This window comes from Myxococcus sp. CA056 (genome assembly GCF_013336715.1).
Taxonomy (GTDB): domain Bacteria; phylum Myxococcota; class Myxococcia; order Myxococcales; family Myxococcaceae; genus Myxococcus; species Myxococcus llanfairpwllgwyngyllgogerychwyrndrobwllllantysiliogogogochensis.
This window is the reverse complement of record NZ_JABUMT010000002.1, coordinates 846,410-867,039: the sequence shown is the minus strand read 5'-3', so window position 1 is coordinate 867,039 and position 20,630 is coordinate 846,410. Positions and strand designations below refer to the sequence as shown.

18 protein-coding genes are annotated in these 20,630 nt (G+C 69.3%); 10 read left to right on the top strand and 8 right to left on the bottom strand.

The window, feature by feature from the left end; genetic code table 11:
* Positions 1-7 precede the first annotated feature (7 nt).
* The 3 genes from HUA76_RS11205 to HUA76_RS11195 form a co-directional block, all read right to left on the bottom strand.
* The gene (locus HUA76_RS11205) at positions 8-643 is read right to left on the bottom strand and encodes a cupin domain-containing protein (RefSeq protein ID WP_174454366.1); all 636 of its coding nucleotides are present in this window, start codon (positions 641-643) and stop codon (positions 8-10) included.
* A gap of 62 nt (positions 644-705) precedes the next feature.
* Positions 706-1,530, bottom strand: coding sequence for a 2,3,4,5-tetrahydropyridine-2,6-dicarboxylate N-succinyltransferase (locus HUA76_RS11200; RefSeq protein ID WP_174454056.1), 825 nt, complete (start codon positions 1,528-1,530; stop codon positions 706-708).
* 64 nt (positions 1,531-1,594) lie between these two features.
* Positions 1,595-1,900, bottom strand: a complete 306-nt coding sequence (locus HUA76_RS11195) for a hypothetical protein (RefSeq protein WP_174454055.1) — start codon at positions 1,898-1,900, stop codon at positions 1,595-1,597.
* A gap of 205 nt (positions 1,901-2,105) precedes the next feature.
* Here HUA76_RS11195 and HUA76_RS11190 point away from each other — a divergent pair, with 205 nt between their 5' ends.
* A complete protein-coding gene (locus HUA76_RS11190; protein ID WP_174460817.1) occupies positions 2,106-4,502 on the top strand; it encodes a carbohydrate-binding domain-containing protein in 2,397 nt (798 codons plus the stop codon).
* A gap of 22 nt (positions 4,503-4,524) precedes the next feature.
* Complete coding sequence (locus HUA76_RS11185; RefSeq protein ID WP_174454053.1) at positions 4,525-6,195, top strand: DUF1501 domain-containing protein; 1,671 nt, start codon at positions 4,525-4,527, stop codon at positions 6,193-6,195.
* Positions 6,196-6,246: 51 nt separating this feature from the next.
* Here the strand turns inward: HUA76_RS11185 and HUA76_RS11180 are convergent, their stop codons facing one another.
* Entirely contained in the window at positions 6,247-6,486 is a 240-nt protein-coding gene (locus HUA76_RS11180; protein ID WP_246137016.1) for a SelT/SelW/SelH family protein, read from the bottom strand.
* 396 nt (positions 6,487-6,882) lie between these two features.
* Here HUA76_RS11180 and HUA76_RS11175 point away from each other — a divergent pair, with 396 nt between their 5' ends.
* Complete coding sequence (locus HUA76_RS11175; RefSeq protein WP_174460816.1) at positions 6,883-8,325, top strand: pyridoxal-dependent decarboxylase; 1,443 nt, start codon at positions 6,883-6,885, stop codon at positions 8,323-8,325.
* On the opposite strand, the gene HUA76_RS11170 is transcribed toward HUA76_RS11175, so the two are convergent.
* Entirely contained in the window at positions 8,303-10,810 is a 2,508-nt protein-coding gene (locus HUA76_RS11170) for an ATP-binding protein (RefSeq protein WP_174460815.1), read from the bottom strand. The genes HUA76_RS11175 and HUA76_RS11170 overlap by 23 nt on opposite strands.
* A gap of 200 nt (positions 10,811-11,010) precedes the next feature.
* On the opposite strand from HUA76_RS11170, the gene HUA76_RS11165 reads away from it, so the two are divergent.
* Positions 11,011-11,730: a glycosyltransferase family 2 protein gene (locus HUA76_RS11165; RefSeq protein ID WP_141641343.1), complete on the top strand. Its 720-nt coding sequence runs from the start codon at positions 11,011-11,013 to the stop codon at positions 11,728-11,730.
* Positions 11,731-11,759: 29 nt separating this feature from the next.
* Here HUA76_RS11165 and HUA76_RS11160 read toward each other — a convergent pair whose 3' ends face one another.
* Both HUA76_RS11160 and HUA76_RS11155 read right to left on the bottom strand, forming a co-directional pair.
* Positions 11,760-13,871 (bottom strand): cation:proton antiporter, encoded by a 2,112-nt coding sequence (locus HUA76_RS11160; protein ID WP_141641344.1) that lies wholly within the window; start codon positions 13,869-13,871, stop codon positions 11,760-11,762.
* A 168-nt stretch (positions 13,872-14,039) separates the two neighbouring features.
* Positions 14,040-14,516 (bottom strand): hypothetical protein, encoded by a 477-nt coding sequence (locus HUA76_RS11155; protein ID WP_174460814.1) that lies wholly within the window; start codon positions 14,514-14,516, stop codon positions 14,040-14,042.
* A 363-nt stretch (positions 14,517-14,879) separates the two neighbouring features.
* Between HUA76_RS11155 and HUA76_RS11150 the strand changes: the two genes are divergently transcribed.
* The 3 genes from HUA76_RS11150 (at position 14,880) to HUA76_RS11140 (ending at position 17,507) form a co-directional block, all read left to right on the top strand.
* The gene (locus HUA76_RS11150; protein ID WP_141641346.1) at positions 14,880-15,422 is read left to right on the top strand and encodes a hypothetical protein; all 543 of its coding nucleotides are present in this window, start codon (positions 14,880-14,882) and stop codon (positions 15,420-15,422) included.
* 169 nt (positions 15,423-15,591) lie between these two features.
* Entirely contained in the window at positions 15,592-16,626 is a 1,035-nt protein-coding gene (locus HUA76_RS11145) for a rod shape-determining protein (protein ID WP_141641347.1), read from the top strand.
* 119 nt (positions 16,627-16,745) lie between these two features.
* Positions 16,746-17,507, top strand: coding sequence for a hypothetical protein (locus HUA76_RS11140; RefSeq protein ID WP_141641348.1), 762 nt, complete (start codon positions 16,746-16,748; stop codon positions 17,505-17,507).
* A 7-nt stretch (positions 17,508-17,514) separates the two neighbouring features.
* Here the strand turns inward: HUA76_RS11140 and HUA76_RS11135 are convergent, their stop codons facing one another.
* The gene (locus HUA76_RS11135; RefSeq protein WP_174460813.1) at positions 17,515-18,300 is read right to left on the bottom strand and encodes a glutathione S-transferase family protein; all 786 of its coding nucleotides are present in this window, start codon (positions 18,298-18,300) and stop codon (positions 17,515-17,517) included.
* 46 nt (positions 18,301-18,346) lie between these two features.
* Between HUA76_RS11135 and HUA76_RS11130 the strand changes: the two genes are divergently transcribed.
* Genes HUA76_RS11130 through HUA76_RS11120 form a run of 3 tightly spaced genes read left to right on the top strand, consistent with a single transcriptional unit; the run spans position 18,347 to position 20,628 of the window.
* Entirely contained in the window at positions 18,347-18,985 is a 639-nt protein-coding gene (locus HUA76_RS11130) for a macro domain-containing protein (RefSeq protein ID WP_174460812.1), read from the top strand.
* A 49-nt stretch (positions 18,986-19,034) separates the two neighbouring features.
* Positions 19,035-19,844 carry a YdeI family protein gene (locus HUA76_RS11125; protein ID WP_254614134.1) on the top strand — a complete coding sequence of 270 codons (810 nt, stop codon included), beginning with the start codon at positions 19,035-19,037 and terminating at the stop codon, positions 19,842-19,844.
* 22 nt (positions 19,845-19,866) lie between these two features.
* Entirely contained in the window at positions 19,867-20,628 is a 762-nt protein-coding gene (locus tag HUA76_RS11120; RefSeq protein WP_141641352.1) for an ABC transporter ATP-binding protein, read from the top strand.
* Positions 20,629-20,630 lie beyond the last annotated feature (2 nt).

Genomic DNA, 20,630 nt, shown 5'->3' with positions numbered 1-20,630 from the left:
TGACAACTCAGCCCGGCGTGGCGAGTTCTTCCTCGAAGCTGATCTCACCCTCCAGCAGCGTCGCGCACAGACACGCGGGCCCCCGCAGCGCGCTGAAGCCGTGGGCACTGCCGTCCGTCTTCTCCTGCTCCTCGCCCGGCCACACCTCGTGCCCGCCGTCCTCGCGCAGCCCGCCCTCGAGCACCAGGTTCAGCTCGCGGCCGTGGTGGGTGTGCAGCGGGTAGTGAATCCCCGGGTTCAGCCGCAGCATCGCGCCCATCATCCCCTCGCGCGCGGGCCCCGCCTCTACCGGCATCAGCTCCGAGCCCTCCACCGGTCCCGGCATCCACCGCGACGGGTCCGCCAGGGACTCCAGCAGCTCCAGCGCCCGCTCCCTCGACAGGTCGAAGAACGCGGCCACCCGGTCCGCGAAGCGCTCGAAGCGGCGCGGCCCCTCCATGCGCTCCATCAGGGCCTGGAGCACGGCGGCGGGCGGCTCGACGGGAGGCACCGCCATCGACAGTCCCTGGCGAGCCATGGACAGGCGGTCGGCCTCGACCCGGCAACGAGAACACGTCGACAGGTGCCGCTCCGCGGCCTCCCAGGCGGGGGAGTCCAGGGTGCCGAGGGCCCACTCAGCCAGGATGTCGTCGAGGTGCTCCATCGTCACATTCCGTCCCGTCACACTCCCTCTACGGAAGTATCAACCGCTCTGGATTTCTGGGGTCAGACCGGCACGGCGAAGTCGCGCAGGGCCGAGTTGAGGCTCGTCTTCTTGTCCGTCGACTGTGTCCGCTGGCCGATGATGAGCGCACAGGGAACCATGAATTTTCCGGCGGGGAACTGCTTCTCTCGCATCCCCGGAATCACCACGCTGCGCGCGGGGACGCGGCCCTTGTAGACGCGCTCCTCGGGTCCAGTGACGTCGATGATTTGCGTGGACGCGGTGAGCACGACATTGGCGCCCAGCACCGCCTCCTCCTCCACCACCACGCCCTCCACGACGATGCAGCGGCTGCCCAGGAAGGCCCGGTCCTCGATGATGACGGGCGACGCGGTGGGCGGCTCCAATACGCCCCCCAGGCCCACGCCACCGGACAGGTGCACGTCGCTGCCCACCTGCGCGCAGCTGCCCACCGTGGCCCAGGTGTCCACCATGGTGCCCGCGCCCACGCGCGCGCCGATGTTGACGTAGCCGGGCATCACCACCGCGCCCCGCTCCACGAAGGCGCCGTAGCGCACCGTGCCCGGAGGCACCACGCGCACCCCCGCCTTGTCCAACCCCTTCTTCAGAGGGACCTTGTCGTGGAACTCGAAGGGCCCCACCTCCATCACCTTCATCTCCGACACCGCGAAGAACAGGAGGATGGCCTCCTTCACCCAGGCGTGGACCTTCCAGCCCTCCGCCCCCTTCTCCGCCACGCGCAGCTCGCCTGCGTCCAGCCGCGCCACCGTCTCGCGCACGGCGGACACGACGTCCGGGTCCTTCAATTTCGTCCGGTCCGCGAACGCGGCGGAGACCTTCTGGGCAAGCTCGTCGATGGGCGGCATGGCGCCTCCTTGAATCACAATTTGGAGCGCCGCGCCGCACCCAACCGCAGGCCCCGCGCGAGGCTCAGGTCCGCGCCGCGCCGGGCTCCACCAGGGGCAGCGTCTGCGTGGTGATCTCCTCGTACAGCTCCGGAGTCACCGCGTCCGCGGGCCCCCGCCCCTCCAGCACCACCGTGCCCGGCGTCACATGCCGAACCCGGGACATCGGCAGCTGCCCCCACCGCCGGCTGAACGGCCAGGGCCTCACGTAGATGTGCACGCCACTCAGCAGGGCCACGTACCCCAGGAACGTCCCCTCCTCGTCGCGCACGCGCATGCCTCGGATGATGGAGCGCCGCTCGTAGGGCGACGCCATGTCGGGCCAGGCCATCCGTCCACCTCCTTCCACCAACCTGCACCTTCCTCCGCCTACCCGGGAGCACTCCGCACTCGCCTGTTTCCTTGCCAGCGCAGGCAACTGCTTCCCCAACGAAGTCGATAACTTCCTGTTTTCTCTGAATTCACCATGTTGACGACTGGTCAATCGCACCACGGTCGTGCCAGCATGGGGTCACCCCTCACCCCTGGAGGGCAACATGAGCGCTACCCCCCCGCGCCCGTGGAGCCTCGCAGTGGCAGTGCTCGCGTCGTTCGCCGCTGGTTGCCTCGGCGAGGCGTCGCTCGACATGCAAGGTGTGCCGGATTACGACAATCCGAACCCACCGCCTCCCCCGGTCCAGCAGGACGGCTCGCTGCCGTGTGATTTGGAGAGCGTCCCCGCCGGGGTGACGCTCGCGGGCATCGCCAGCGACTTCGACCGGGTGGTGCAGCCCGCACTGGTGCGGGAGGTGTCGGGCTGTATCTCCTGCCACGCGCCCACCAGCGGACGGCTCTTCCGGGTGGGCCTCAACGGCGTGGAGAACTTCTACGCCATCCGCGCCGCCGGCTATCTCACCCCGTCGTCGGGCTCCATGTTGTCGCGCCTGGTCACCACGGATGAGAGCGCGCGCATGCCCAGGGCCCAGCCGGCCTGGAGCGCGCAGGAGATCGCCGCCGTGGCCAGCCTCACCTGCCAGTTGGCGGCGGTGGAGACGCGCCAGCCGTCTTCGCCGCCGGACGAGGAGTTCCCTCCCGCGCTGCTGGAGGCCTACAGCGGCCCGTCCGTCGCCACGTATGACAATCCCTTCCTGAGCTACGAGCAGCTCAAGGGCAAGGTGAAGGCCGTCTTCAACGACGACTGGGTGCGCGGCGGCCAGGACCGCTTCGCGCAGAACGTGGGCGTGTTCGGCGGCGTGGACTACAAGGACCACTTCGTCGAGGCGCGCGTGGCCTCGGCCGACTTCTTCCTGGGCCTGGATGATTTGTCGCGCGACGTGTGCCTCACGGCCGCCACCGCGAAGACGGGGCCCTTCTCCGGCCTGGACCTGGCCCTGCCGCTGACGGACATCCCCGCGCCCTCCACGAAGACATACGAGATGGAGGCCGCCGCGAAAGATGGCACCACCATCCCCGCCGGCACGCAGATTCTGGCGAGCACCGGTGGCAAGTCCGGCAGCACCGGGTGGAACCTCTACACCACCGGCACCCTCACCACGCTCCAGCCGTACGCCTTCCCCGCCTCCGCCACCTACCGCTTCACGGTGAAGGCGAAGGGTGACCTGTGCGGCCCGGACCTGCCGAACCTGCAGCTCAAGGTGGACGGGGTGCTGGTGAAGGAGTGGGCCGTCGCGAACAACACGGCCTACGCGGACTTCGTGCACACGCAGGCCGTCACCAGCGGGGACCACATCCTCACGGTGGCCTTCACCAACGACTACGGCGAGACGGGCGTCTGCGACCGCAACCTGCACGTGGACGCGCTCGTGGTGTACGGCCCCACGGAGGCGGCCACCGGCACGCAGCGCGCGGACGCGGCGAAGGCCAAGGTGGACACCATCTACCGGCGGATGCTGTACCGCGCCGCGACGCCGCAGGAGCGCACCAACGGTTATGCGCTGGTGACGGGCCTCCTGGACATCGAGGCGAACGTCACCAAGGCCTGGAGCGGCCTGTGCGAGGGCCTGATGCGTGCCCCCGACTTCCTCTTCACCCTGCCGCCTTCCTACGAAGCGGCCTCCGGCAAGGAGCGCGACAAGCTGCTGTTGGTGAAGCTGGCGCAGGACCTGCTGGGCCGCCCGCCTTCCGCCGCGGACTTCACCGCGCTGGAGAGCGGCACGAAGACGTGGGAGGCCATGGTGGACGGTTACCTGGCCTCGGCGGACTTCCGCACCAACTACTTCCGCCGCATGCGCGTGCGCACGGAGAGCGAGGGCACCCCCGACACGGACGAGCCCGCGCGGCTGTGGACCTTCCTCGTCGAGCAGGAGCGGCCACTGCAAGAGTTGCTCGTCGGTGACTACTCGGTGGACGCGGCCTTCCAGCAGGTGACGCGGCCCACGCAGCACGGCAAGACGGGCGTGCTCACGATGAAGGGCTTCATCAAGAACAAGCCGGGCCTGCCGCACTACAACTACGCGGCGCGGGTGATGACGGACTTCATGGGCACGCTGTACGAGGTGCCCGCCGAGGTCTTCGACATGCGCGGCGCGGCCACGGCCTCCTCCACGGTGGACCCCAGCAGCATCTGCTTCTCGTGCCACCAGACGCTCACCCCGCTGGCGCACCAGCGCCTGAAGTGGGACGACGAGGGCAACTACCGCACGGCGGACGAGCAGGGCGTCACGCTGGACGACACGGACCGGAACCTGGCGGCCACCTACGCCTTCAAGGGCCCGGGCATGGAGGCCTTCGCCACCCAGGCGGTGAAGAAGGAAGCCTTCGTGCGCCGCACGCTCAACGCCCAGTACGCGCTCTTCTTCGGCCGGGAGATGCGGCACCAGGAGGACGAGCGCGTCATCTACAAGCGCCTGTGGGACGTCAGCCAGGCGCAGCACGGCAACTTGAAGGCCGTGCTGAAGACCATCGCCACCTCGCCCGAATACCTGCGCCAGTAACCGCGCCCAAAGGACCGCCGCCATGAACCGCCGCCGATTCCTCGCGGGCGCCGCAGCGGGCGCCGCCATCAGCACCCTGGACTGGCTCCGCTTCTTCCGCTCCTTCGGAGTGCCGGGGACGAAGAAGGAGCTGGGCTTCGCCGAGGCCGCCGCCGCCGAGGCCGACGACCCGCACTTCCTCATCTACTGGTTCCAGGAGGGAGGCTGGGACGGGTACTCGATGTTCAACCCCGTCCACACGCCCAATGACGCCATCCGCGTCGTCCCGGCCGGAGAGCTGCGCCCCACGCCCTCCTGGACGCAGCACCGCTACCGCCCGAAGAACTACGGCACCACGCCGTCGGACCCGCCCAGGATGCAGGGCAACATCCAGTACGGCTACCTGGCGCAGGACGGCCTGGACCTGTTCCCGGACCTGGCGGTGGTGTCCAGCCACAACGGCAACACCTTCCACTCCGGCGGCCGGTGGGAGTACCACTACGGCAAGTACAGCGCCTCGCTGTCCGGCAAGCGCAACGCGGACGAACGCACCGTGATGCAGGCGTTCTGCGAGGCCTACGGCACCGGCTACCTGTTGCCCCACGTCTCCTGGCACCGCTGGCTGTCGGACGGTGAGCTGTCCATTCCGTCCTACCCGGAGGGCACCGGCTACTACGAGAAGCTGGGCCCGGTGCATGCCCACACGCTCTACGGCAAGACGCCGGGCGCGATGCGAGACAGGCTGTCCTCGCTGGGCAACGTGGCGCAGGGCCAGCGCGACGCGCGCATCCGCCAGTTCACCGACAACCTGCAGGCCAGCTTCCTGGCGGAGAAGAACAGCGAGTCGGTGCGCGCCTTCTCCTCCGCGCTCCAGATTCACCGCGCGCTGACGGCGGGCGGCAGCATCAACCTGGACCCGCGCACGCTGTTCACCGACACCACGCTGCGCGCCGAGTTCGGCATCACCGCCGCGGACGAGGCCACCGACTCCTCGTCCATCAACGGCAACCCCGCTCGCACCAAGGAGACGCCCAACACCAACGTGCAGGCGTTGATGACGTACGAGCTGATGACGAAGGGGCTGTCCATCGGCTTCTTCATCGAGAACCGGGGCCTGCGCCAGTTCGACACGCACCGGGACCGGCGCTCCATCATGAACAACAAGGGCCAGACGGAGCAGCGCGACACCATGCGCAAGCACCTCTGGAACCCGCTCAAGACGCTGGTGGCCAAGCTCAAGTCGACGCAGTACGGGACGACGGGCAAGAGCTACTACGACTTCACCACCATCGTCCTCGCCTCGGAGATGGGCCGCACGATTCAGGGTGACGTGGAGGGCATCCTCACCAAGGCGGACGTGACGGATGCGCAGAAGTACGAGGAGATCATGCTCCAGGACTGCTGCCAGCACTGGCGGGTGAACAGCGCGGCCTTCCTCGGCGGCACCGTGCGCGGCAACACGCAGTACGGCCGCGTGGGCAGCGTCTCGCTGGACGGCATTCCCATGATGCCGGATGGCACCTTGGACCCGGCCTTCAACCCGGACACGGGCCTGCTGATGACGGGGCGGACCAAGAGCGCCAACAGCTTCATCTCCGACGCGGGCCACCTGTACGCGACGGCGTTGCACCTGTCCGGCCTGGACCCCGTGGCGCTGAAGGCCGCGGGCAAGGGCAAGAACGACAGGCCGGCGATGAAGTTCATCAAGCGCTGAGTCGACGAAGGCGACCTGGAGTGCTCCTCCGGGTCGCCTCGCGCGCGTGGGTCATCCGTCCAGGGCGCGCGCCACCGCGTCGACCACCTCCTGGTCCGTGGGGAAGGCCAGCGAGTCCTTCCGGATGACGACCTTGTCACCCACCCTGACCTCGTAGCTGCCCGACGGGCCCGGCTTCAGCTCCGTCTCCACATCCAGTTCGTCCTTCAGCACGGCCGCCGCACGGGCGGCCCGAGGCTTGTAGCCTCAGGAATTACAGTAGGTAATCGAGACCGGCTTCGCGTCCGCCATGGTGCGTCTCCTCGCGTGGGCGCATCGACTCGTGCGCACGTCCTGGAGATAATGCGTTTCAAGCGCGCGAGCCAGCCTGCTTGTCTGCCTCGACCGGGACGCGCACGAGGCCCGGGGGCCCTTCGTCCCACCTGCTCGCGACGCCCGTCCGCTCGAGACCTGCGCGAGCCTCCGAGGCGCCCTCCCGCCTGCCTGCCCCGACCGGGGACGGGCGCGAGCTCGGGGAGCCGTCGTCTCGCCGGCCCGCGCCTCCTGTCCGCCCAAGACGTGCGCGAGGCCCGGAGGAGCCTGCCCTCATCCCGGCCTCTCCGGTCGTTCATCGGTGAGCGGGACTTGGGGCTCCGCGCTCGTACCCGAGGACGTCGCCATCCATCGCGGCTAGGTTCCCGGTCCGCCATGACCGACTTTCGTGAGCGCATCGCCGCCGCCTATGACACCGAGGCCTTCCGTCGCGAGGGTCGCCAGTTGGTGGACACGCTGGCGGACTATCTGCGACAGGCCGAGCACGGCGAGGGCCTGCCCGTGTTGCCCTGGGCGGCTCCGGCGGTGAACGTGGACCGCTTCGCCGCCTCCTTCCCGGAGGAGCCCACGGGAGACTTCGCGGAGCTGATGGCGAGCGTGCTCTCCGGTTCCAACCACCTGCACCACCCGCGCTACGTGGGCCACCAGGTGACAGCCCCCGTGCCGCTGGCCGCGCTGTGCGACGCCGTCTCCTCCCTGCTCAACAACGGCATGGCCGTGTACGAGATGGGTCCGGTCTCCACCGCCATGGAGCGCAACGTGCTGCGGTGGATGGCGGCGCGCCTGGGGATGCCGGAGTCCACGGACGGCGTGCTGACCTCGGGCGGCTCGCTCGGCAACCTCACCGCGCTGCTCGCCGCGCGGCAGGCCCGGGCCGGCTACGACGCCTGGAACGACGGCGCGCACGCGGGGCCTCCGCTCGCCGTGCTGGTGCCGACGACCGCGCACTACTGCGTGTCGCGCGCCACGCGGGTCATGGGCTGGGGCTCGGGCGGCGTGGTGCCCGTCCCCGTCGACAGCCGCTTCCGCCTGCGCCCGGAATCCCTGGGGCCCGCGCTGGAGTCGGCCACTCGCGCGGGGCGCAAGGTCATCGCCGTCGTCGCCAGCGCCGGCTCCACCGCCACCGGCGCGTTCGACCCGCTGGAACCCGTGGCCGACTTCTGCGAGCGCCACGGCCTGTGGTTCCACGTGGACGCCGCGCATGGTGCCGCCGCCGTGCTCAGCTCCGAGTACCGCCACCAGACGCGCGGCATCGACCGCGCGGACTCCGTCGTCTGGGACGCGCACAAGGGCCTGTTGATGCCCGCGCTGGTGACGGCCGTCCTCTTCCGCGACGGCGCGCGCTCCTTCGAGTCCTTCGCCCAGGAGGCCAGCTACCTCTTCGGCAACACCGAGCGGCCCTGGAGCGACGTGGGCCTGCGGACGATGGAGTGCACCAAGGAGATGATGGCGCTCAAGCTCTACACCTGCCTCCGCGTGCTGGGCACGCGCCTCTTCGCGGACGCGGTGACGGAGTCGTACACCCTGGCCCGTCGCTTCGCCGAGCGCCTTTCCGCCGCCCCCGACTTCGATGTGCCGGTGTCCCCCGACTGCAACATCGTCTGCTTCCGCCACACGCCCGCGCACGTCCCGCCCGAGGAGTGGGACGCCCTCCAGGCCCGGCTGCGCGAGCGACTGGTGACACGCGGGGACTTCTACCTGGTGCAGACGAAGCTGCCCACGGGCGTGTACCTGCGCGTCACCCTCATCAACCCCCTCACCACCGACGCGGACCTGGACGCGCTGATGGAGGCGCTCAGGACGGCAGCTCGACGGTGAACTCGCTGCCGACGCCGGGCTCGGAGGCCACCGAGACGACGCCGCCCAGCACCGACACCATCTCCCGCACCAGCGTCAGCCCCAGGCCCACCCCCGGCTTGGACTTGTTCTCCAGGGGCTCCAGGTGCTCGAAGGGCTCGAACACGCGCGACTGCGCGGCGCGGGGGATGCCCGGGCCGGTGTCTCGCACCCGCAGGCGCCAGCCCTGGGGGCGCTCCTCCACCGCCACCGACACGCCGCCCTGCTCGGTGTACTTCACCGCGTTCGTCACCAGGTTGAGCAGCACCATCTGGACGATGCGCGGGTCCGTGCGCGCCACCGCCTTGCCGGGCGGCCGCTCCAGCTCCAGCGCCAGGCCCTTGCGGCGGGCCTCCGCGCGCGCCTCCTCCACCACCTCCTCCACCACCTCGCCCAGGTCCACCGCCTGACGCCGCACCACCAGCCGGCCCTCTTCCAGTTGGTTGTACTGAAGCACCATCTCCACCATGTCCCGCAGGCGCACGGTGGAGCGGTGCATCCGGTCGAACATGTCCAGCGCGCGGGGCGGCATCCCTCCCAGCTCCCGCTGGAGCGCATGCTGGGTGAGCTGGAGCACCGACAGCGGCGTGCGCAGCTCGTGCGACACCAGTTGGAGCAGCGTGCTGCGCGACGTGCTGGCGCGCTCGGTGGTCTCCAGCGCCACCTCCAACTGCCGCTTGCGCATGCCCAGCTCGCGCGCCATCGCCTCCAGGTCCACCGAGCGCGCGGCCAACAGGCCCTGCAGCACCTCGCGCGTGCGCTTCACCACCGCCAGGTTCGTCACCCGCGCCACCAGCTCCTCGGAGACGAAGGGCTTCACCACGTAGTCCTGCGCCCCCGAGCGCAGCAGGTCCACCCGCAGCGCATCATCCGCGCGCGCGGTCAGCAGGAGGATGGGCGTGGACTCGATTCCGGGACGCGAGCGCACCGCGCGCACCAACTGGTCTCCCCCCATGCGAGGCATCATCAAGTCACTGACGATGACGTCCGGTTGCATCCGCTCCGCCTGGACCAGCCCGTCCACGCCGTCCACCGCGGTGGCCACCTGGAAGTCCTTTGACAGGGTCTCCACCACGAAGCGGCGCATCTCCCGCGTGTCCTCCACCACCAGCACGCGCGGGCGGCTCGAGTCCTCCGCGCGCGTCGACGCCACCACCTCCCGCGCCTCCGGTCGCAGCAGGTCCAGCTCCGCGCGCGCCGCCGCGTGATGCTCCACCCGCGCCTCCACCTCCGGACGCGCCGACAGCTTCGCGCCCGAGGGCGCCATCAGCGGCAGCTCCACCACGAAGCGGGCGCCGCCCCCCGGCCGGTCCTCCACCCAGACGCGCCCCTCGTGCAGCACCACGAAGTCCCGGGCAATGGCCAGGCCCAGCCCCGTGCCCCCCAGGTCCCGCACGGTGGCCTCGTCCCCCTGGCGGAAGCGCTCGAAGATGGCCTCACGCAGCTCTAGCCGCACGCCCGGCCCGGTGTCCTCCACCACCAGCCGGCCTCGCCCCGCCTCCGCGCTCAACGCGACGCGGATGCTGCCTCCCGGGGGCGTGAACTTGGCGGCGTTGGACAAGAGGTTGAGCACCACCCGGTCCACCTTCTCCGAGTCCACCTGCGCCGGCAGCATCGCCGGCAGCTCCAGCACGAAGTCCAGCCGCCGCTCCGCCGCCAGCCCCTCGAAGTTCTCCGCGCCCAGCCGCACCAGCCTCGCCAGGTCCACCTCCTCGTACTGGAGGCGCATCTTCCCCGCGTCCAGCTTGGCCACGTCCAGGAGCGCGTTCACATGCCGCAGCAGCACCCGCGCGTTGCGGCGCACCACCTCCAAGTCCCTGTGGGCGGACTCGGACAGCTCCCCCTGGTTCAGCAGCCGCTCCACCGGCCCCAGGATGAGCGTCAGCGGCGTGCGCAGCTCATGGCTGACATTGGCGAAGAAGCCGGTGCGCTGCGCCTCGGATGCCTTCAGCCTCGCGTACAGCTCCTCCAGCTCCACGGAGCTCTTCTCCAGACGCACCCGGCGCTCCTCGGACAGCCGCGCCGCCTCCGTGAACTCCACCACCCGCCCGCGCAACGGCACCAGGTACATGCCCGTGGCCACCGACGCCACCGCCGTCACCACCTTGATGCCACCCGCCAGGTAGTAGGCCGAATACCAGACGTTCCACACCTCCATCAGGTGCGTCAGCCCACACGCGCCAATGAAGACGCCAAATGACAGAATCATCCCGCCAAAAGGCAGCCGGCTGCGTCGCACCATCGCGTACAGCGACAGGGAGATGAAGAAGTAGGCGGCGCCAATGAGCGCGTCCGACAAGACATGCATCACCACCAGCTCCTGCTTCCACAGATAGCAGTGGCCGTGAGGCATGTTCCAGGCACCGTAAAGCACGTCCCGCAGACCCGCCCAGGGTCCCTCTTCCGCCAGGGAAGACCGCACCAGGGAAACCGCGCCGCGCACCGCATGTCCGAGCTGGTCGTTCATGGCGTTCCCTTCCACTGTCCGCATGACAGGGGGGCCCCCCATGGCCCTCCCCCCAAGAAAGCATTCCACGCAAAACAGGCACCTCTTGCTACCCCCCCATCTCACACTGACGCGAGGGGAAAGGGCATTCACCCCGGCTCCACGCGCCGGGTGCTGGACAGTCGCCCTCCCCCCCGAAATGAGGTAGAGGGCTCAACGCCATGCTCGTCTCTCTCGTCATCCCCGTTTACAATGAGATTCCCACGCTCGCGGAGCTGCTGCGCCGCTGCATCGCCGTCGACTTTCCGAAGGAGCTTGTCCTGGTGGACGATTGCTCCCGGGACGGAAGTCGGGAGCTGCTCCAGCAGCTCGCGGAGCAGGGCGTGGGCGTGTTGGGGGGAACCCCCAAGAACCGCAACGAAGTCCGGGTGCTGTTCCAGGAGCAGAACCAGGGCAAGGGCGCCGCGCTGCGGCGCGGCTTCGCGGAGTCGACGGGGGACATCATCCTCGTTCAGGACGCGGACCTGGAATACGACCCCAAGGACATCCCGAAGGTGATTCAGCCCATCCTGGACGGGGATGCGGACGTCGTCTTCGGCAGTCGCTTCACGGGGACGCCCCGGCGGGTGCTGTACTTCTGGCACACCGTGCTCAACAACATGCTGACCACGCTCTCCAACATGACGAGCGGGCTGAACCTCACGGACATGGAGACCTGTTACAAGGCCTTCCGCGCCGAGGTGCTGCGCTCCGTCGAGGTGGAGGAGAACCGCTTCGGCTTCGAGCCCGAAATCACCGCCAAGGTGGCCCGAGGCAACTGGCGCATCTTCGAGGTGCCCATCAGCTACCACGGGCGCACGTACGAAGAGGGCAAGAAGATTGGCTGGAAGGACGGCGTGCGCGCCCTCTACGTCATCGGCAAGTACGCGCTGAAGCGGTAGGGACGGCCGCCGCCCCCACCGGGGCGGTGCTACCCGTGGGCCCGCGTCTCCGGAGCCGGCGGCTCAGGCGGCGGCGCGGCGGGCTCCACACCCATCAAGAGCGCCTTGGCCGCGTCCACCGCCTCGCACGTGCCCGTCAGCGCGAGCACGTCTCCAGCCCGCAGCACCTCCTGCGCGGTGGGCACGGAGAGGCTCTCCTCACCGCGCTGAATCGCGAGCACCGTCGCGCCGGTGAGGCCGCGCAGGTTCACCTGGGCCAGCGTCTTGCCCGCCACCGGGCTCTTCTCCTCCAGCCGCACGGACGCCGGCGCGCCCAGGCCCGGCAACAGGCCCTGGACGTGGTCCAGCGCGTGCTCGTCCCCGCCCGGCTCCTTCGAGTGGGACTGCGCCGCCAGCGCCGCGACGATGACCTGCGCTCCGGCGCGCACGTGTCCGTGCAGGTTGGTGGCGCCGCGCCAGAACGCCACCCCCAGCGCGCCCACCAGCGTCAGCACGATGAGGGGACCGGTGGCGCCCTTGAGGAAGGGCTGCGTCACCATGACGACGGGGATGCCCACCAACAGGACGATTCCCACCTGCAGCGTGACGAGCAGCACCCGCCGGGGCGCCGCGGCCAGGTCCAGCTTGCCGTCCTTGCGCGCCGGCAGCGCGGCTTCCGCCAGCGTGGCGCCCAGCCGCCGGGCGATGCCGATGACGCCCAGGATGAACGGCACCGACAGCAGCACCGCGCCGCCGAGGATGACGTTCTTGGACACGTCCTCGTCCAGGCCCGTGCGCGTCTCGACGAAGCCCGCCATGCGCTCGGCCGACATCGTCGTGCCAATCACCAGCGTCACCAGCAGCACGGCGTCCAGCACCAGCAGGCGAATCAGCCGCCGCACGTCCGCGCCCAGCGTCTCGCGCCGGGGCGCCTGCCGCAGCCGCTCCACCCAGGTGCCGTACAGCGTGACGAAGGTCTGCAGCGGCTTGGGCAGCTTGCGGTCCACCCACGTCGCCACCGGCCCCGACACCTTGATGAGCAAGGGCGTGGTCAGCGTGGTGATGGCCGACACGGCCACCGCCACCGGATAGATGAACGAGCCCGTCGCCTTCAAGGACAGCCCCAGGCCCGCGATGATGAAGGAGAACTCACCAATCTGCGCCAGGCTCATGCCCGCCTGGACGGACGTGCGCGTGCCGTTGCCCGTGAGGAACGCCCCCAGCGTCACGCTGAGCAGCTTGCCCAGGATGACCACCGCGGTGAGCACGAGGATGGCCGCCCAGTGCTCGACGATGAGCTCCGGGTTGATGAGCATGCCCACCGACACGAAGAAGATGGCCGCGAACATGTCGCGCACCGGCTGCACCAGGTGCTCCACCAGCTTCTCCTCGCCCGACTCCGCCACCAGCGAGCCCGCGAGGAACGCGCCGAGTGCCACCGAGTAGCCGAACGACTGCGCCAGCAGCGCCACCGCGAAGCAGATGCCCACGCTCGTCACGAGCGTCGTCTCCGGCCGGTTCAGCTTGATGACCGCGCGCATGGCCCGGGGGATGATGAACAGGCCCACCGCCACCAGCCCCACCAGGAACGCCACCAGCTTGCCCGTGGTGAGCGTGAGGTCCTTCACGTTCAGGCCCGCGCCCGTGGAGACGGCCGTCAGGGTCGCCATCAACAGCACGGCGATGAGGTCCTCGACGATGAGCACCCCCACCACCAGCTCCCGCAGCTTGCCCCGGATGCCCTGCTCGTCGAACGCCTTGGCGATGATGGTGGTGCTGGAGATGGCGATGAGCGCGCCGGTGAAGAGGCTCTCCAGCGTCGTCCACCCGAAGGCCCGCCCCACCACGAAGCCCAACCACACCATGATGCTGCACTGGATGACGGCGGTGACGCCGGCGGTGAAGCCCACGGAGAACAGCTTGCGCAGGCTGAACTCCAGCCCCAGCGAGAACATGAGCAGGATGACGCCCAGCTCCGACAGCGTCGTGACGACCTCTGGATTGGCCACCAGCGGAATCGGCACGAAGGGCCCCACGACGAGCCCCGCGAGGATGTAGCCCAGCACCACGGGCTGTCGCAGCTTCTGGAAGAGAACAGTCGTCACCGCGGCGACGCACAGGACAATGGCAATGGCCTGGAGGACCTCGTGGGCTCCGTGCATCAGGTCACCTCAAGAATGAAAAACTCGGATGGGACACGACCCGCCGTCGCTCCGACGAAATCGGAGACAAAGGCCGTCGCGCATGAAGGAAAGGAAAAGACGTCGTAACGCCGGAAATGAGCGCGGGCTCGAACAAGCGCCGGACGAAGCCGGCACGACGCTCGCGGCTCAGCGGCCCCGGGGAGGACCGCGCAACGGCCGGGTGACGATGGAGGGACGGTCCGCGATATCCCCGCTCGAAGTAGGGGCCGCCGCGGACCGACGTTCTCTCAAGGTGACGCGCGCGACGGCGTGACGCCGCTCGCGGCCCCAGCGATGGAGCGCCTGGAGGTCCGGCTCGAAGGCGGCGCGGCCTCGCGCGGAGGACGGCGGGGTGAAGGCGAGGCCCGAGCCGACGTGCAGACCCGAGTCCCAGCCCCCCAGGTCGGTGACGTGGAACTGCGCGCCCCACCGACGTGAAGGCCCTTTCGAGGACTTCGAGCCCTGGCGGACGGAGGTCGCGCCGGTGTCCAGGTAGAAGCTCCGCTCGGAGGCCCACACGGTGGGGCACTCGGCGGCCTCGGCGCGAAAGACAGTGGCCAGGACGAGGCTCACCCCCAAGGCGAGCAGCACCGTCCGGAGCGTCTCGCTCCCGGAGCCGGGCATTCGCGATGTCGTGCCGGGGGAGCGCATCACTCGTTCAGGTACTACGCCGGACCTGGGCCCGTAAAGCGCGCCCTGCCTCACGCTCGCCAGTCCGCTGGAGCCAGGCTCCTGGCGCGGGACAGCTGCTCCACTGGTTGTCGCGCTCGCTGACGCGTGAGGCTGACGCCTTGCTCCAGGCCGGCGCGTCACAGACCTGTAGGGCCATGTCCTCCCCCGCGCGCGGCGCACCCGCGCGTTGGTGAAGGGGCGCGGGGCCCTTCCGTGTGGAGGGGGAGAACGTCCACCCGTGCACATCGACGGCAGGCGTCGATTCGTCGTGGGGCGGGGCCTGCCGGTTGCGAGGATCGGCCCTAACTTGAGGGCGTGCTTTCACGATTCTTGCTCTACGGGTGCACGGGTTGGGTGTTGGAGGTCCTCTTCACCGGGGCTGGCGCGGCCTTGAGCAGGGACCGGAGCGCGACGGCGCGGACCTACCTGTGGATGCACCCCATCTATGGAGGCACGGCGCTGGCGCTGGAGGAGGTCTCCGCGCGGCTCAAGCCCCTGCCTCGGCCCCTGCGGGCGCTGGCCTACACCGCCCTCATCTTCGGCGCGGAGTACGCCACGGGGTGGATGCTGCGCAAGCTGCTCGGCCGCTGCCCGTGGGACTACGCGCCGCACCGGTGGAGCGTGCACGGGCTCATCCGCCTGGACTACGCGCCGGCCTGGTACCTCACCGCGCTGATGTTCGAGCCGGTCCGGGACGGGCTGCTCCACGTCACCAGCGAGGCCCTGCGCCACACCCCCGAGTACCGGGAGGCGGAACAGGCGGGGGAATTGCCCGTGTGCCTGCCAGAAGGCCAGGCGGAGCAGGCCGGCGTGGTGGCCGCGCGCTTCGAGCAGGCCCACTCGGAAGCGGCTCCCTGAGCCCCCGAGCCTCGGGTCTCCAAGTCCGGTGGCCGACTGCCCCCCAGGCGGTTATTGGAGCGCCGCCGGCTTTTCTTCCTCCGTGCCGCGTCGCGTAGTACCTTCGCGACCGCTCTTCCCACGCGCCAGCGGGAAATTCCGCCGACTCTTCGAAAGTTTCCGCCCTCGTATGTTCGACTGGCTTCACACCCTTTTTTCGCGCGACCTCGCCATCGACCTCGGGACGGCGAACACGCTCATCTACATCCGCGGTCAGGGCATCGTGTCCAACGAGCCCTCTGTGGTGGCCGTCCAGCATGACGCGCGCGGGGGCAAGAAGGTCCTCGCGGTGGGCAAGGAAGCCAAGGAGATGCTGGGGCGGACGCCGGGCAACATCGTTGCCATCCGGCCGATGAAGGACGGCGTCATCGCCGACTTCGAAATCACGGCGGCGATGCTGCGCTACTTCATCCAGAGCGCGCACAACCGCAAGACGCTGGTCAATCCGCGCATCATCATCGGCATCCCCTCCGGCATCACCGAGGTGGAGCGCCGCGCGGTGCGTGAGGCGGCGGCGAACGCGGGCGCGCGCGAGGTCTACCTGATTGAGCAGCCCATGGCGGCGGCCATCGGCGCGGGCCTTCCGGTGACGGAGCCCAGCGGAAACATGATTGTGGACATCGGCGGCGGCACGTCCGACGTCGCGGTCATCAGCCTGGCCGGCATCGTGTTCGCCAAGAGCGTGCGCATCGGCGGCGACAAGCTGGACGAGGCCATCATTCAGTACGTGAAGCGCAAGTACAACCTGCTCATCGGTGAGCGCACGGCCGAGCTCATCAAGATGGGCATTGGCACCGCGTACCCGACGGACGAGGTCATGACCATGGAGATCAAGGGTCGCGACCTGGTGGCCGGTGTGCCGCGCACGCTGACGGTGTCCAGCGACGAAGTCCGCGACGCGCTCGCAGAGCCCGTCAACGGCATCGTCGAGGCCGTGAAGCTGACGCTGGAGCGCACGCCTCCGGAGCTGGCGGGTGACATCGCCGACAGGGGCATTGTGCTGGCCGGTGGTGGCGCGCTCCTGAAGAACCTGGACACGCTGTTGCGCGAGGAGACGGGCCTGCCCGTGTTCCTCGCGGAGGACCCGCTCTCCGCCGTCGTGATGGGCGCGGGCAAGGCGCTGGAGTCGCTCGATATCCTCCGGCAGGTCTGCCAGCCGGGCTGAGGCCCGGAAGTCACTTCCCGCCTGCGCCCACGGCGCCGTGCCTTTCACGAGGCCGGCGCCGTTCGTGTGTCCGGGGACGGGTTTGACAGCCATGTGGCGCCTGGATTGTGGTGCACCGCATGAGCTCATTCTCGGTTCGTCACACGCTGTCGGGAGTCCTCGCCGCCACGCTGCTCTTGTCCACGCCCGCCCTCGCCGACTGGGTCGGGGACCTGCGCGTGAAGAGCGCCCCACTGCCCGGACAGAAGGGCGCGCCCCCGGAGACGAAGGGCAAGATGTACGGCCGTCCGGGGATGATGCGCATGGACCTGGCGCCCGCCGAGGTCCCCGGCGGCATGTCCATCATCTTCGACTGGGACAAGCGCACCGGCACCACCCTCTTCCACTCGAGGAAGGCCGCCACCAGCCGCAGCCTCGATGACATGTCGGTGAAGATTCCCGGCACCTGTGTGGGCAAGGACCAGGACTTCGACGCCTGTTTCAAGGAGCAGGGCTTCAAGAAGGTCGGCACCGAGAAGGTCAACGGCCACCCCACCGTCGTCTACGAGGGCGTTCCTCCCGGCGCCGAGGGCAGCATCCAGCGCCAGAAGGTCTGGCGCCCCACCGACCTGCCCGAGGTCGCCTACGTGCGCAGCCAGACCTTCGACAAGCAGGGCAAGGTCCAGGCGGACATCGACGTCACCAACATCCAGATGGGCGCGCAGCCCGCCTCGCTCTTCGCCGTCCCCGCGGGCTACCAGGAGCTGGACGCCGCCAGCGCCGCGCCCCCCATCATGGGGTCCTTCAAGCCCGAGGACCTCCAGGGCAAGACGCCCGAGCAGATTCAGGAAATGATTCGTCAGCGCATGCAGCAGGGCCCGCCGCCCGCGAAGAAGAAGTAGCGCCGCGTCACCCCGTGCGGGACGCCGCGCCGCCGCTTCCAACGCCCAATGCTCGGGCCTGGGGGCGGCGGTGCTTCGCATACAGGTCATCGCGCCACGCGAGCAGGTCGGGGAACGCGGCGGCCAGTGACTCGTGATGCCAGATTTCGCGCGTCCCCGGCCCGAGCGGCAGCCACGCATCATCCACCGGCCGCGCGAACTGGAGCATGGCGCACGCGGTGATATCCGCGTAGGTGAAGCCATCCTCCAGGTAGGGCCGTCCACGAAGCTCGGCGCGCAGATGCTCCAGCGCGGGGAGGGCCGTCTGACGAATCGCCGCCTCTGGGTCCGCCATGGCCTTGTGCTTGCGTGCGATGAAGCGCGCACCCAGCCGCGCCGTCGGAGCGGACACTCCCCGGAGGAAACCCGGGATGAACGAGGGCAGGCTCTCCGCCTGCGCGCGCGGGTTGTGGAGCAGGCGGCTCACCACGCTGGCGCGAGCAATGCTCAACACCTGGTCACTCACCGCCTCCCAGCGCTGGATGGCGGCCATCGCGCTTGCGGGGAACAATGCCGAGCCCTGCCCCAGCGCCTCGGCGCGGCGGGCGATGGCGAACGAGCCCGTCGTCGCAACGTCCTGCTCGACGAACAGCGGCACGGAGGGATGCGTGCCTTTCGGAGTGCGCCAGCGCAGGGCCAGCTCACCGATGAGTGGCATGTGCTCGCGATAGCGGTGGTCCACACGGTGATGGTCCAGCGCCCAGCGGGCCTTCTCCGTCCACCCCGAGTAGCTCAACCCGTAAAGAGTGCGCATGCGCCGGGACGCTACCGCCACCACGGGCCCCGTGCATACTGGCCCCATGCCTTCAACTCTCCAGCTTCATCTCCGAGACTTGAGCAGCACCCTGGTGGCGGCCTGGCGCCAGGAGTTCGCGGACCTGCCCGGCATCACCATCTCCCACGGCGACATCTTCTCCGAGCGGGAGGGAGTCGTCTCCTCCGAGGCCCCCATCGACGTGCGCGCGGACGCCATCGTCAGCCCTGCCAACAGCTTCGGCTTCATGGATGGAGGCATCGACGCGGTCTACACGTACCAGCTCGGCCCCCAGGTGCAGGAGCAACTGCGGGAGCTGCTCGCCCAGGAGCACGGCGGAGAGTTGCCCGTGGGCTGCGCCGTGATTGTGCCCACCGGTCGCGAGGAGATTCCCTGGTGCATCAGCGCGCCCACCATGCGCGTCCCGTCGGACGTCAGCGACACCGTGAACGCATATCTGGCGCTCCGGGCCTCGCTGCGCGCCGTCCTCGCCCATAACGTCACCGCGAAGAATCCCATCCGCACCGTGCTCTGTCCGGGGCTGGGCACCGCCGTCGGTCGCATGCCACCGGCGCGGTGTGCGAAGCAGATGAAGGAAGCCTGGCTGAGCAGCGTGCGAGGACCTCCCTCCATTCCCGTGTCGGTGAGACAGGCCGCCGAGGATGACTGGCGGCTGCGGCAGTAGCGCCTCACCAGCCCTCCGCCTCCGCGGCCCGTGGTACAAGCCGGCCCCGATGAGCCCCGCCAAGAAGACCCTGTCCGCGAGGAAGAAGTCTCCGGCCCAGAAGCCGTCGGTGCCCGAGAAGGCTGTTCCCCGCAAGCCCATGGCCCGGAATGCAACGCCCGATAAGCCCGCTCCCGCGAAGGCCCCGGCCCGGAAGGCAACGTCCAAACCACGGGCTCCCACGCCGAGCCAGATGGCGACCCCAAAGCCGGCATCCACTCCAGGCGCCTCCGCCACCGCGACGCCGACTGGCGAGCTGCCCATCGTCTTCTTCGCGAACATGGATGCCTTCGACACGTGGCTCCAGAAGCACGCCGCCACCTCGCGCGGCGCGTGGCTCAAGCTCACCAAGAAGGGCCACAGCCCCGCCTCGCTCACCTATCAGGAGGCGCTGGAGGTCGCGCTGACGTGGGGATGGATTGACGGCCAGAAGGGCCGCTTCGACGACACGGCCTACATCCTGAGGTTCACCCCGCGCGGCCCGCGCAGCATCTGGTCGACCATCAACCGCGACAAGGCGCTCGCCCTCATCGCCGCGGGCCGGATGAAGCCCTCGGGGCTGGCCGAAATCGAGAACGCGAAACAGAACGGACGCTGGGAGGCCGCCTACGAATCCCAGAGCAAAATCACCGTGCCCGCCGACCTCGCCGCGGCCCTGGCCGCCAATCCCCGCGCGGAGGCGTTCTTCGCCACCCTCAACTCCGCCAACCGCTACGCGGTGCTCTTCCGCATCCACCACGTGAAGAAGGCCGAGACGCGCGCGCGCAAAATCGCCGAGTACGTCGAGATGCTCGGCAAGCACGAGAAGCTTCACAACTGACGCAGGACGCTCCACCCCCGACATGGCCGAATCCTCCAGCAATCCACCGGTGCTCTCCGTCCGCGAGCTCTGCAAGTCCTACGCGAGCACCGTCGCCGTGGATGGCATCTCCTTCGAGGTCGGCCGCAACGAAATCGTCGGACTGCTCGGCCCCAACGGCGCCGGCAAGACGACGACCATCAACATGGTGCTCGGCGTCCTCGAGCCCACCTCCGGCGCCATCCACATCCAGGGCGTGGACCTCTCCAAACGCCGCTCGCAGGCACTCGAGTACACCAACTTCGCCGCCGTCTACGCGCCGCTCCCCGGCAACCTCACCGTCGTCCAGAACCTGCGCTACTTCGGCATGATTTACGGCGTGAAGCGCGTCTCCGAGCGAATCGAGGCCCTCCTCCAGGAGTTCGACCTCGCGCGCTTCCGCGACACCAAGTGCGGCGTGTTGTCCTCGGGAGAGCAGACGCGCGTCGCGCTCGCCAAGGCCATGCTCAACCGGCCCCAGCTGTTGCTGCTCGACGAGCCCACCGCCTCGCTGGACCCGTCGACGGCGCGTGACATCCGCGCCCGCATCCGCGACTTCACCGCGAAGGGCACCGGCGGCGTGCTGTGGACCTCCCACAACATGTACGAGGTGGAAGAGGTGTGTGACCGCGTCCTCTTCATGTCGCGCGGCAAGGTGCTCCTCCAGGGAGACCCGCGCAAGCTGCCCCAGGAGCACGGCAAGGCGACGCTGGAGGAGCTGTTCATCACCGTGGCCCGCGAGCCCCTCGCCCTGGAGCACGCCTAGCC